Origin of the sequence: Streptomyces olivaceoviridis (genome assembly GCF_014650115.1) — a bacterium.
Classification (GTDB): Bacteria; Actinomycetota; Actinomycetes; order Streptomycetales; family Streptomycetaceae; genus Streptomyces; species Streptomyces olivaceoviridis.
In genome coordinates, this window is record NZ_BMUI01000009.1 from 226,397 (window position 1) to 238,817 (window position 12,421).

Sequence of the window (12,421 nt, forward strand, 5' to 3'; positions counted from 1 at the left end):
GGCGGCCGGGGGAGGCAAAGTGGACGACTACGCGGGTCGGGTGCTCGCCGACCGCTACCGCCTGCCACTGCCGCCGTCCGACGAGTACGAACTCACCGAGACCCGCGCCTTCGACACCTACAGCGGTCAGGAAGTCCTCGTCCGGCAGGTGCCGTTGCCGGAGGTGGTCGAGGCCGAGGTGCTCGACGCGGAGGGGCTGCCCGCCGGGTTCACCGCACGGGAGCGCGCGTCCCGCCGGGCGCCGGAGGCGAGGGCCGCCACCCGGCAGCCCGCCGATCCGGCGGTGCGGCGCGCCGTCGAGGCCGCGCAGGCGGCGGCCGGCATCCCCGACCACCCCCGGCTGGACCAGGTCTTCGACGTGTTCGCCGAGGGCGGGTCCCTGTGGATCGTCAGCGAACTGGTGAACGCGCGTCCGCTGGCCGCCCTGCTCGCCGAGAGGCCGCTGACGCCGTACCGGGCGGCCGAGGTCGCCTCCGACGTGCTCATGGCGCTCCGGGTGCTGCACGCCCATGGCTGGGTGCACCGCAACGTCACCGTCCGCACGGTCCTCGTCTGCGACGACGGCCGCGTGATGCTGACGGGCCTCGCGGCCGGCGCGGCGGAGGAGGCGCTGTGCGGATACGACCCGGTGCCGGCTCCCGATGACCAGGACGGCGGCACGGGGGAGGGGGTCGCCGCAGCGCCGGGTTCCGTCGGCGGCGGAGCCGTGGGTGCCGGCCCCGGCACGGGAGCCGGCGAGGTCCCCACCGGCGGAGGGCCGGCCGCGGACGTCGATCCCGAGGCCGCGCGGCGGGCCGCCATCCAGGCGCGGGCGGCCGGAGCGCTCCCGTCGCCGGGGGCGAACGGCGCGTCCGGTACGGCGGGTCAGCCGGCTCTGGAGAGCGGTGCCGACATCCGGGCCGCCCGGGCCGGGGCCATCGCCGCGTACCGGGCGGGCGCCCGAGCCGCCGCCCGGGTGCACGAGGCCCAGCAGGGCGAACGCGCCGCCCTGCCGGGCGCGCGGCCACCCGTCGACGACGACACCGACACCGGCGCGACACCGCCGTACTCCGGCGAGGGCACCGGCCCCACGGCGCCGCCCGGCCGGATAGCCGACCCCTACGGGGTGCGCGGCGCCCCCTGGCACGGCGCCGGACCGCGCCCCGGCTCCGGCGGCACGCCCCCGACCCCGGACGGCGGGGCCCAACGGCCGGGCCTGCCAGCGGCGGACCCCGGCACCGGGCAGGCGTTCGTGCCGGGTCAGGGGTACGGGGCCGGGCCGCAGGCGTCGGCGCCTGGCCAGGGCTACGGCCCGGGGCGTGCGTCGGCACCGGGTGGTGAGCGGGGTCGGCAGGCGCGAGGGGGGTCCGGGGCCGGCTACCCGCCGTACTCCGAACTCGCCCCCGCCCCCCCGTCCGGCACCGCCCCCGTACCCGCCTCCGGCGCCGGTCTCTCCGTGCCGCCGGGCGGTGGTTGGGATCAGCCCGGGGCCGCGCGTCGTGGGCCCGGTACCGCGCTTGCTGCCGAGCGGGCGCGGCAGGTGCGGATGACCGTGGTGGGCCCGGTGACCGAGCGCTGGGCACCGGAGCAGGCCGGGCCCGTGCACGAGAACTGGCAGCTCGCGGCGCCGATCGGCCCGGCCACCGATCTGTGGGCGCTGGGCGCGCTGCTGTTCCGGGCCGTGCAGGGGCACGCGCCGTACCCGGAGGAGTCCACGGCCGAGCTGGTGCAGCTGGTGTGCGCCGAGCCGCCCGCCTTCGCCGAGGAGTGCGGACCGCTGCGGCCGGTCGTGGAGTCGTTGCTGCGTCAGGACCCCACCGAGCGGCCGGACGTCGAGGAGCTGAGCGGCTGGCTGCGGTCGCTGGTGCGGTCCGCGCCCGAGCCGGACGCCGGCACCCATGTCGTCCCCACGCCGCCCGCCGACCCGAGCCGGCTGCCGATCGTCCGGCGCCGCGGCGAGCTGGTGCGCCGGCGGCGCGCCGGACTGCCCGCGGCCCATCCGCACGGCCGGCACAAGCGGGGCCGGGACGGCGAGGGTTCGCCGCGCAGCCTCGGCCGGACCCTGCTCCTGCTGATCCTGCTCCTGCTGGCCGGCGCGATCGCCTACGCGATGCTCTTCATGCCGAAACAGGGCGAGAGCGGCGCGGCGGGCGGCGACCGTGCCGGTAGCGCCGGGCGGACCGGCCCCGCGCCCTCGCACACCCCGCAGCCCTCCACCGGGCAGAGCGCGCCGGGCGGTGACGCCTCCGCCTCCGCGCCCGCGACCGAGACACAGACGGGCGGTGACCCCGCCGTCCCCGACGGGTTCACCCTGCGCAAGGACCCGGACGGCTTCAAGGTCGCCGTCGCCAAGGGCTGGGAGCGCAGCCCGAAGAACGGCAGCGGCCAGGTGGTCTACGCGCACGGGAACTTCGAGCTGATCGTCGTACCGGGACGGGACGGCACGTCCGCGTACGGCAGCGATCCGATGGTCTATCAGCGGGACAAGGAGCGCGAACTCCAGCCGTACCGCGACTCCAGCTGGGCCACGGCCACCGGGCTGCGGACCATCGAGGTGGGCGGACGGACCATGGCCGAGGGGCAGTTCACCTGGACCGACGGGCAGGGCCGGGACCTGTTCGTGCGGAACATGGCGCTGTTGCTGAACGGCCGCTACCACGTCGTCCAGGTGCGTGGTCCGGAGGCGGAGCGGGACGAGGTGACGCGGTTGTACGAGCAGGCTACCGCGACGTATCGCTACACCGGTTGAGCAGCGTGCACCCGGGGCCGGGCGTCACCGGCGCGGTTCCCTCTCCCGCGCGGAAATGACCATCGTCACAGTGCGGTGTCCTTGGCACCCCGCTGGTTCCCTGGGGGCAGGCCGGTCCTTACGCTGACCCTGTCAAGAGCATTGCGGGGCAACGTGAATCAGATGCAGGGCCTGCTCATAGCGGGCCGCTACCGGCTCGCCGACTCCATCGGCAGCGGCGGCATGGGCCGGGTGTGGCGCGCCCACGACGAGGTGCTGCACCGGAAGGTCGCCGTCAAGGAGCTGACCGCCGCGCTCTACGTCTCCGACAGCGACCGGGCCGTGCTGCTCGCCCGCACCCGGGCCGAGGCCCGGGCCGCCGCGCGCATCAACCACTCCGCCGTCGTCACCGTGCACGACGTCCTGGAACACGACGGCCGCCCGTGGATCGTGATGGAGCTGGTCGAGGGCGCCTCGCTGGCCGACGCGGTCAAGGAGCGGGGACGCGTGGAGCCGATGGAGGCCGCGCGGATCGGGCTGTGGGTGCTGCGGGCGCTGCGCGCCGCTCACTCCGCCGGGGTACTGCACCGGGACGTCAAGCCCGGCAACGTCCTCCTCGGCGCGGACGGCCGGGTCCTGCTCACCGACTTCGGCATCGCCCAGATCGAGGGCGACACCACCATCACCCGCACCGGGGAGGTCGTCGGCTCGGTCGACTACCTGGCCCCGGAGCGGGTGCGCGGCCACGACCCCGGCCCGGCCTCCGACCTGTGGGCGCTCGGAGCCACGCTGTACACGGCGGTCGAGGGACGCTCGCCGTTCCGGCGGACCTCCCCGCTGAGCACCATGCAGGCGGTCGTCGAGGAGGAGGCGGACGAGCCGCGCCACGCCGGTCCGCTCACGCCGGTCATCGCCGCGTTCCTGCGCAAGGACCCGGCCCGGCGGCCGGGCGTGGAGGAGGCCGAGCAGATGCTCGCCGAGGCGGCGGAGGGCCGCCGGCCGCGCACGGCCCAGGCGTTCGTCCCGACCCAGGGCTCGGGCATGCCCGCGACCACCGACCGCCACCAGGGCCCGGTCCCGGGCACGACCCCGCCCGGCCACGGCGATCCCACGCCGGACGGAGGCTACGGCTCCGGGACCTCGCCCACCGGCTTCGGCCCGGACGCGTCGGGCGAGGTCTACGGACCGAGCTCCTCCGGCCAGGTCTACGGACCGAGCTCCTCCGGCCAGGGCTACCGCTCCGGTGGCCCGACGGCCGCGTACGGTTCCGGATCCGCCACCTCCCCGTACGAACCCGGAGCCCCCGTGCCCGGACACGACCCGGGTTCCGTCGGCGCGTTCGCGGTCTCGGGGCCCGCGCCCGCCCGGCCCCGCCGGCGGCTGCGCACCCTCGCGCTGGTCGTCGCCGTGGCCGCGGTGCTCGGCGCTGCCGGGGCGGTGGCGATCCAGTACTGGGGCGGGCAGAAGCCCGGAGCCGGCGAGGTGAGCCCGGCGCCCGCCGACAGCGAGACGGCCGATGGCACGATCCCCGCCGGCTGGAGGACGTACCACGACCCGCTGGGCTTCACCCTCTCCCTGCCCAAGGGCTGGAAGCGCGAGGTGTACGGCATCCAGGGAGACCTCAAGCAGATCGACTACACGCCCGACAACGGCAAGCACTTCGTCCGCATCGCCATCGACGGCTCACCGGACTTCGCCGACCCCCTCTCCCACCAGCAGGACCTGGAGCAGCAGCTCCAGCGGCTGGTCGACTACCAGCGCGTCACGATGAAGGAGAACATCTACCGCGACCGCAAGGGCGCCCGGTGGGAGTACACCTGGACCGCGCTGAAGAAGGACCCGCCGTACGTCCCCGGGCCGCGGCACGCGGTCGAGGAGACGTACTTCTCACGGCAGGGCACCGAGTACGCCCTCTACATGTCCTCGCCGGCCGAGGACTGGGCCACGACCAGCAAGCAGTTCACCTGGGTGCTGCGCGGCTGGCGGCAGCCGGGCGAGGGCTGAAGAGCCGTCAGCGGCCGCCGGGTCGGCCGAAATTGGCAGGCTGACCGGTGTGTCTTGGCCGGTCGGCGTCCCGGGGGGCACGGGTCCCGTGCGGCATGATGGGCGCATGGGGACCGAGGGAGCCGGCTTCCGGTTGATCGCGGGCCGTTACCGCCTGGAGGAACGCATCGGGCGCGGCGGCATGGGCGTCGTGTGGCGGGCGAGCGACCAGGTGCTGGGCCGTCAGGTGGCGGTCAAGGAACTCCTGCCCGACGACGCCCTCCCGGACGACGACGCGCGCCGCCGCCGTGACCGTACGCTCCGCGAGGCGCGCGCGGTATGCCAGTTACGGCACCCGCACATCATCGTCGTGCACGATGTGGTGGAGCAGGACGAACGGCCCTATCTCGTCCTGGAGTTGATCGACGGCGGTTCGCTCGCCGACCGGATCGACCGGGACGGGCCGGTCGACGCCGCCGAGGCCGCGCGGATCGGCATCGCCCTGCTGAGCGCGGTGCGCACCGCGCACGAGGCGGGGGTGCTGCACCGGGACATCAAGCCCGCGAACGTGCTGATCGAGTCGGGTACCGACCGGGTCGTCCTCACCGACTTCGGCATCGCGCAGGTCGAGGGCGCCACCACGCTCACCGAGACCGGCTCGTTCGTCGGCTCGCCCGAGTACACCGCCCCGGAGCGGATGTCCGGGCTGCGCACCGGGCCGGAGTCCGATCTGTGGTCGCTGGGCGCGCTGCTGTGCACGGTGCTCAGCGGCGAGTCGCCGTTCCGCCGCGACTCGCTCGGCGGCATCCTGCACGCCGTCGTCTCCGACGACATCCGCCCGCCGGCCGAGGCCGAGCCGCTGCTGCCCGTCGTCCTGGGGCTGCTGGAGCGCGACCCGGACCGGCGGCTGGACGCGGCGGACGCCGAGCGGATGCTGTGGACGTATCTGGAGACCGGCCGGACGCCGCCCGCGCCGGGTGACCCGGGCCCGGCCGGGGCGCACGGCGGCGGGCTCATCCACCGGATCGGCGGGAGCCTCACGCCGAAGTCCCCGGCACCGTACACGCCGACGCAGTGGGACCTGCCCCACGGCGGGCCGCCGCCGGCCGGCCCGGTCCGGCCGCTCGAACCGCCCCCGGCGCGTTCCTCCCCGCGCGGCCTGCTGGTCGCGGCACTGCTCGTCGCCGCGCTGGCCGGGGCCGGCGTGTCGGCCGCGGCGCTGCTGCTGCACGGGAACGGGGACGGGGGCGGCGGCACCCCGGGCGGTACCGCGACGAGCCCGTCGACCAGGACCGGCACGGGCGGCACGGCGGTGCCCCCGTCGCCGACCGGCACGGGCCGGGGAGGTACGGCCGTCTCCCCGTCGCCGACCGGGACCGGGCCGGCACCGGCCCCCACCCCGTCGCCCACCCCCAGCGCCGGCTCGCGCACCGCGCCCTCCGGTTACCGCACGGCCCGTGACCCGGCCGGCTTCTCCCTCGCCGTGCCGGAGGGCTTCACCCGCAGCCCGGAGGGGCCACGCGTCTTCTACCTCTCACCGGGCGGGACCTTCCGCCTGGGCATCCGGGTCGGCGGGTCCCAGCCGGGCGGCCCCGAGGCGGCGATGAGCCGCTCCGCCGCCGACGGCCCCTCCACCAACCCCGGGTACCACGACGGCCGGGTCATCCGGACCACGCACCAGGGGCACCCGGCCGCGCTCTGGGAGTTCACGTGGGACGGCTTCAGCGCGGCGGAGGGCCCGCGACACACCTACGACCTGTGCTGGGAGGAGAACGGCCGGCTGTACGACGTGTGGGTGTCGGCGCCGGTCGGGCAGGTGCGGGAGGCGCGGGAGTACTTCGACGTGGCGGTCGACACGTTCTCGTTCACGGGTCTGTGACCGGTTCGCCCTCCCGGCGCCCCGCTGCCCGGCGCGAGGACGGCGACCGCCCGCCTGGAGATCAGGAAGCCCTGAGCCCGCGATGCGCGCTCGGTGTGATCCCGCGTTCGTCGGCGACCTGCCGCACAGCCCGGTGCAGATCCTGCGGCCCGGGTGCGGCAGCCGCTTCTGCCTCGACCCGGGGCAGGCGGCGCGCACCGGGCAGCGGGTACCGCAACGGGCGGCGGAGGAACGGGCGTCGGTGGTCCCGGCGCACTTCGGCGGGGCCGGGGCGGTGGAGGTGCGCGAGGCCGCGCACGGCTTCAGTCCGCACCGGTGGGCGGCGTGACCGCCCACCCGCGTTCCCCGGCCCGTCTGCGACCTCCCGCTTCGACAACGGCGCGGTGCGCACGGTACTGATGTGACATGACTGAAGACGGCGAACACCCGCCCGACACACGTCTGATCGGCGGTCGTTACCGGCTGGTCGGGCGCCTCGGTTCCGGGCCGTCCGGGACCGTGTGGCGCGCCCGGGACGAACAGGGGCAGGCGCTGGTCGCCGTCAAGGAGCCCCTGCTGCCCGGCGACCCTGCCGTCGACGAGGACAGCCGGCGCATCGCGCACCGGCTCCACCACGAGGCCCGCGCCGCCACCCGGGTGCGGCACCCCTCGGCCGTGACGGTGTACGACGTCGTCACCGAGGACGGCATCCCGTGGATCGTCATGGAGCTGGTGGCCGGCGAGTCCCTGCGCGAGGTGCTGCGCCGCGGCCCGCTCCCCGCCGAAGAGGCCGCGCGCATCGGGCTCGCCGTGCTCGGCGCGCTGCGCGCCGCCCACGCCGTCGGGATCGTGCACCGGGACCTCAAACCGGCCAACGTGCTGCTGGAGGCCGGGACCGGGCGGGTCGTCCTCACCGACTTCGGCATCGGCGACGGGCACGCGGAGGACGCGCCCGCCGGCTTCGTCGCGCCCGAGCGGGCGGCGGGGCCCGGTGCCGGCCCCGCCTCCGACCTGTGGTCCCTGGGCGCCCTGCTCCGCGCCACCCTGGGCGACACGGACCCCGGCCCGCTGCGCCCGCTGCTGGACCGGCTGCACGCCGACGAGCCGGCGGCCCGGCCGGACGCGGCGGAGGCCGAGGCCGCGCTCCGCGAGTGCCTGGGGCTCACCGCCGTACCGGAACCGAAACGCGAACCCCGCCCGCCGGCCCCCGACCCGGCACCGGCCGCCGACCCGGCACCAGCCCCTGCCCCCGTAACCGAGCCCGCACCAGCCCCCGACCACGCAACCGAGCCCGCAAGCGCGCCCGCGCCCGAGCCGGCGCCGCGCCGTACCCCCCTCACCGCCCTCGGGCTCCTCCTGGCGAGAAAGACCGAGGTCGACTGATCGTGCGGTGCTCCGGCCCAACGCCCTGATCAGCGCATTCGCTGCCAGTGATCACTGGCAGTGTGTGAGTACTCGGTGAATCCGCGTTACCGACGGGTACACAAAGCCTCCGCCGCGGCATACCCTGCGCGTCATGACGGACACGCAGGCCCTGGACATCGCCGGTACCAACCCGCTCGCGCCCGCGCCCGAAGGCGCCCGCACCGCCGCCGACGTGGTCACCCCGGAGTTGGTGGCCCAGCTCACCAAGGGCGTCGTCGGCTCCGGCCGCACCGCCAACCACACCCCGTTCACCGGCGAGAAACTGGCCGACCTGCCCGAGTCCGACCCGGAGGACGTCGCCGAGGCCTTCGGGGCGGCCCGCGCCGCCCAGGCCGTGTGGGCGAAGGTCCCGGTCCGGCAGCGGGCCGCCGTCCTGCTCCGCTTCCACGACCTGCTGCTGGAGCGGCAGGCCGAGGTCCTCGACCTGATCCAGCTGGAGACCGGCAAGGCCCGTCTGCACGCGCACGAGGAGGTGCAGGCCGTCGCCGTCGCCGCCCGGCACTACGGCCGCCGGGCCGCCGCCTACCTGAAGCCCAGGCGGCACGCGGGCGCCGTGCCGACGCTGACGAAGGTCACCGAACTGCGCCACCCGCGCGGGGTGGTGGGCCAGATCGTCCCCTGGAACTACCCGCTGGAGCTGTCCGTCGGCGACGCCCTGCCCGCCTTCGCCGCCGGCAACGCCGTCGTGATGAAGCCGGACACGGAGACCTGCCTCACCGCGCTGTGGGCCCGTGACCTGCTCATCGAGGCCGGCCTGCCCGAGGCGGTCTTCCAGGTGGTCCTCGGCGAGGGCCCGGCCATCGGCCCGGAGCTGGTCAAGCACGCCGACTACGTCTCCTTCACCGGCTCCACCCGCACCGGCCGCGAGGTCGCCGTCGGCGCCGCCTCCCGCCTGGTCGGCGTCTCCCTCGAGCTCGGCGGCAAGAACGCCATGCTGGTGCTGGAGGACGCCGACATCGAGAAGGCCGCCGCCGGAGCCGTACGCGCCTGCTTCTCCTCCGCCGGCCAGCTGTGCATCTCCATCGAGCGGCTCTACGTCCACGAGTCGGTCGCCGACGCCTTCCTGGAGCGGTTCGCCGCCCGCACCAAGGCCATGCGGCTCGGCAACTCCCTCGCCTACGGCGCCGACATGGGCTCGCTGGTCGGCGAACGCCAGCTCCAGACCGTGCGGCGGCATGTCGAGGAGGCCGTCGCCAAGGGTGCGAAGGTGATCGCCGGCGGGGCGGCCCGCCCCGACGTCGGCCCCTACTTCTTCGAGCCCACCATCCTCGACGGCGTCGAGACCTCCATGGCCGTCTGCGAGGAGGAGACCTTCGGCCCGGTCGTCTCGGTCTACCGGTTCAAGAGCGACGACGAGGCCGTCGAACGCGCCAACGCCACGCCGTACGGCCTGAACGCCTCCGTGTGGACGACCGACGCCCGCCGCGGCCGGGACGTCGCCGCCCGCCTGCGCACCGGCACGGTCAACGTCAACGAGGGCTACGCCTCGGCCTATGGCAGCGTCCAGTCCCCGATGGGCGGCATGAAGGACTCCGGCCTGGGCCGCCGCCACGGCTCCGAGGGCCTCCTCAAGTACACGGAAGCCCAGACCGTCGCCCAGCAGCGGCTGCTGCCGATGGCGCCCTCGCTGGGGATGGACGACGAGTCCTACGCCCGCTTCATGAGCACGAGCCTGAAGCTGATGAAGGCATTCCGGTTCCGCTGACCGACCCGGGGGCGCGGGGAACCGCGACCGGCCACGACGACCCGCAGCCGCCACTCGACGAGGAGTACACGTGCCGCAAGACGCCTACGACTACGACGTCCTGATCGTCGGCTCCGGCTTCGGCGGCTCGGTGTCCGCCCTCCGGCTCACCGAGAAGGGGTACAGGGTCGGGGTACTGGAAGCCGGACGCCGCTTCACCCGCGCCACGCTGCCCAGGAACTCCTGGGACCTGAAGAACTACCTCTGGGCCCCGAGGCTCGGCATGTTCGGCATCCAGCGCATCCACCTGCTGGGCAATGTGATGGTGCTGGCCGGCGCGGGCGTCGGCGGCGGCTCCCTCAACTACGCCAACACCCTCTACGTGCCGCCGAAGCCCTTCTTCGAGGACCCCCAGTGGCGGCACATCACCGACTGGCAGGAGGAGCTGGGGCCGTACTACGACCAGGCCCGGCGCATGCTCGGGGTGCGGCTCAACCCCACCATGACCCCCTCCGACGTCCACCTGAAGGCGGCGGCCGAGCGGATGGGCGTCGGCGACACCTTCCACCTGGCCCCGGTGGGCGTGTTCTTCGGTGACGGCGAGGACGCCGACGGCAAGGCGAGGGCCCGGCCCGGCGAGCAGGTGGACGACCCGTACTTCGGCGGGGCCGGCCCCGACCGGAGGGCCTGCACCGAGTGCGGCGAGTGCATGACCGGCTGCCGGCACGGCGCGAAGAACACCCTCAACGAGAACTACCTGTACCTCGCCGAGAAGGCCGGCGCCGTCGTGCACCCCATGACGACGGTCGTGTCCGTCACGGACGACTCGCGCGGCGGCTACGCGGTGGCGACCCTGCCGACGGACCGGAAGAAGACGGGCGAGGGCCGGCTCTTCACCGCCCGCAAGGTGGTCCTCGCGGCCGGCACCTACGGCACCCAGACCCTGCTGCACCGCATGAAGGCCGGCGGCCGGCTGCCGTACCTGTCCGCCCGGCTCGGCGACCTGACCCGCACCAACTCCGAGGCCCTGGTCGGCGCGCAGACCGACAACCGCCGCTACCGCAGGGCCACCGGCGCGCCGCGGGCCGACTTCACGCGGGGCGTCGCCATCACGTCCTCGATCCACCCCGACGAGAACACCCACATCGAACCCGTCCGGTACGGCAAGGGCTCGAACTCGATGGGCGGCCTGTCCATCCTCCAGGTGCCCTACGCCGAGGGCTCCTCGCGGGTCCTCGCCTGGCTGGCGAACGCGGCCCGGCACCCGATGCTGGTCGCCCGCTCCCTGTCCAACCGGCGCTGGTCGGAGCGGACCATCATCGGCCTGGTCATGCAGTCCCTGGACAACTCGCTGACCACGTACCTCAAGCCCGGCGGCGTCGGCCGGGGCCTGCTCACCGCGCGGCAGGGACACGGCGCGCCGAACCCCAAGCAGATCAGGGCCGCGACCGAGGCCGCCTCCGCGCTCGCCGCCGAGATCAACGGCTTCGCCGGCAGCAACGTCGGCGAGCTGATGGGCACCCCGCTCACCGCGCACTTCCTCGGCGGCTGCCCGATCGGCGACTGTCCGGATACGGGGGTGATCGACCCGTACCACCGGCTCTACGGCCACCCCGGCATCTCGGTCGTGGACGGCGCAGCGGTCTCGGCGAACCTGGGGGTGAACCCCTCGCTGACGATCACCGCGCAGGCCGAGCGGGCGATGTCGTTCTGGCCGAACAAGGGCGAGGAAGACCCGCGGCCGGCGCCCGGAGCGGCGTACGAGCGGCTGAAGCCGGTGGAGCCGCAGACCCCGGCGGTCCCGGCGGACGCGTTCGGCGCGCTGCGGCTGCCCTTCCTGGGGATGCCGGCGGTACCGCCGAAGAAGTGACCGGGCGGGCATCCACCGGCCGGCCGGAACGGCACAGAGGGACCTGCATCCCCCTCCGAAGGCAGGTCCCTCTCACCGTTTTCTTGATCCGCAGGTTTGATCAGCGAGAAGCGTGAAGGGTTGCTCCGGAGACCCGGGATTTGTGTGTGAACCGAGTCACATCCTGGGGTGTGGGCATGACGAAGGGCCCCGCGGGACGGAGAGGCCGCGGGGCCCTTCTTCCAGTCAGCACCGGCGTCAGGGCAGCCGCCGGTGCCGGGGAGCGGCGCCGGGGGTCGCGCCGCTGGTTCCTGTGCCCTGTGTGCGGTTGTCGGGGTTCCGCCGGCCGGCCCCGGGCGTCCCCGGAGCCGGCCGTTCTCTTGGGTGACCGGGCTGCTGTCCCCTGCCGTCCGGTCACTTCCTGGAGCGAGGTCCCACGGCGCACGGCACGACCCGTACGCCTCATCGCTCCAGCGAGCCACGCGTGGTTCTTTCGGGCCCGCCCCTGGCTGGCACGGACACCCCCTCAACGAAGCGGTGCGCGGGCCGGTCACGCGCCGTACGGGTGAGAGCGGGACCGAACTCAGATACGACCCCGGCTGAGCTCCAGCAGGGTCATGGCCAGCGCGGTGCCCGGCTTGCCGAGCGCGTCCCGGTAGCGGCCGAGGATCTCCATCTCGCGGGACAGGTGCACCCGACGCCCGCCGGAGGCGATACGGGTCTGCTGGACGACGGCGGAGACGGCCATCCGCTCCTGCACGAGACCGATGATCCGGTCGTCGAGCGCGTCGATGCGGTCACGGGCGTCGGCGATGATCGCCTCCGGTGCGGCGTCCTGTGCGGTGTCCGGTGCGGTGGTGGTCATGTCGGGCTCCTCGCTGGGATGAGTGCCCCGGAACGACACGGCCCGGAGAA

At 74.8% G+C, this 12,421-nt stretch carries 8 protein-coding genes; 7 read left to right on the plus strand and 1 reads right to left on the minus strand.

Features of this window, described 5'->3' with window-relative positions:
- Positions 1–19 precede the first annotated feature (19 nt).
- The 7 genes from IE273_RS19805 (at position 20) to IE273_RS19835 (ending at position 11,527) form a co-directional block, all read left to right on the plus strand.
- Positions 20–2,728, plus strand: coding sequence for a serine/threonine kinase C-terminal domain-containing protein (locus IE273_RS19805; protein WP_189816498.1), 2,709 nt, complete (start codon positions 20–22; stop codon positions 2,726–2,728).
- A gap of 162 nt (positions 2,729–2,890) precedes the next feature.
- The gene (locus IE273_RS19810; protein ID WP_189816499.1) at positions 2,891–4,711 is read left to right on the plus strand and encodes a serine/threonine-protein kinase; all 1,821 of its coding nucleotides are present in this window, start codon (positions 2,891–2,893) and stop codon (positions 4,709–4,711) included.
- 106 nt (positions 4,712–4,817) lie between these two features.
- The gene (locus tag IE273_RS19815) at positions 4,818–6,569 is read left to right on the plus strand and encodes a protein kinase domain-containing protein (protein WP_189816500.1); all 1,752 of its coding nucleotides are present in this window, start codon (positions 4,818–4,820) and stop codon (positions 6,567–6,569) included.
- Between the two features lie 82 nt (positions 6,570–6,651).
- Positions 6,652–6,897 (plus strand): MBL fold metallo-hydrolase, encoded by a 246-nt coding sequence (locus IE273_RS19820; protein WP_189816501.1) that lies wholly within the window; start codon positions 6,652–6,654, stop codon positions 6,895–6,897.
- Between the two features lie 77 nt (positions 6,898–6,974).
- Complete coding sequence (locus tag IE273_RS19825; protein WP_189816502.1) at positions 6,975–7,931, plus strand: serine/threonine-protein kinase; 957 nt, start codon at positions 6,975–6,977, stop codon at positions 7,929–7,931.
- A 133-nt stretch (positions 7,932–8,064) separates the two neighbouring features.
- The gene (locus IE273_RS19830; protein WP_189816503.1) at positions 8,065–9,678 is read left to right on the plus strand and encodes a succinic semialdehyde dehydrogenase; all 1,614 of its coding nucleotides are present in this window, start codon (positions 8,065–8,067) and stop codon (positions 9,676–9,678) included.
- A 70-nt stretch (positions 9,679–9,748) separates the two neighbouring features.
- Positions 9,749–11,527, plus strand: coding sequence for a GMC family oxidoreductase N-terminal domain-containing protein (locus IE273_RS19835; protein WP_189816504.1), 1,779 nt, complete (start codon positions 9,749–9,751; stop codon positions 11,525–11,527).
- Positions 11,528–12,089: 562 nt separating this feature from the next.
- Here IE273_RS19835 and IE273_RS19840 read toward each other — a convergent pair.
- A complete protein-coding gene (locus IE273_RS19840; protein ID WP_171153592.1) occupies positions 12,090–12,371 on the minus strand; it encodes a chorismate mutase in 282 nt (93 codons plus the stop codon).
- Positions 12,372–12,421: the final 50 nt, after the last annotated feature.

Coding starts and splice junctions, on each gene's coding strand:
- IE273_RS19840 (WP_171153592.1), bottom strand. CDS start 12,371: ATGACCACCACCGCACCGGACACCGCACAGGACGCCGCACCGGAGGCG.
- IE273_RS19825 (WP_189816502.1), top strand. CDS start 6,975: ATGACTGAAGACGGCGAACACCCGCCCGACACACGTCTGATCGGCGGT.
- IE273_RS19810 (WP_189816499.1), top strand. CDS start 2,891: ATGCAGGGCCTGCTCATAGCGGGCCGCTACCGGCTCGCCGACTCCATC.
- IE273_RS19815 (WP_189816500.1), top strand. CDS start 4,818: ATGGGGACCGAGGGAGCCGGCTTCCGGTTGATCGCGGGCCGTTACCGC.
- IE273_RS19830 (WP_189816503.1), top strand. CDS start 8,065: ATGACGGACACGCAGGCCCTGGACATCGCCGGTACCAACCCGCTCGCG.
- IE273_RS19820 (WP_189816501.1), top strand. CDS start 6,652: ATGCGCGCTCGGTGTGATCCCGCGTTCGTCGGCGACCTGCCGCACAGC.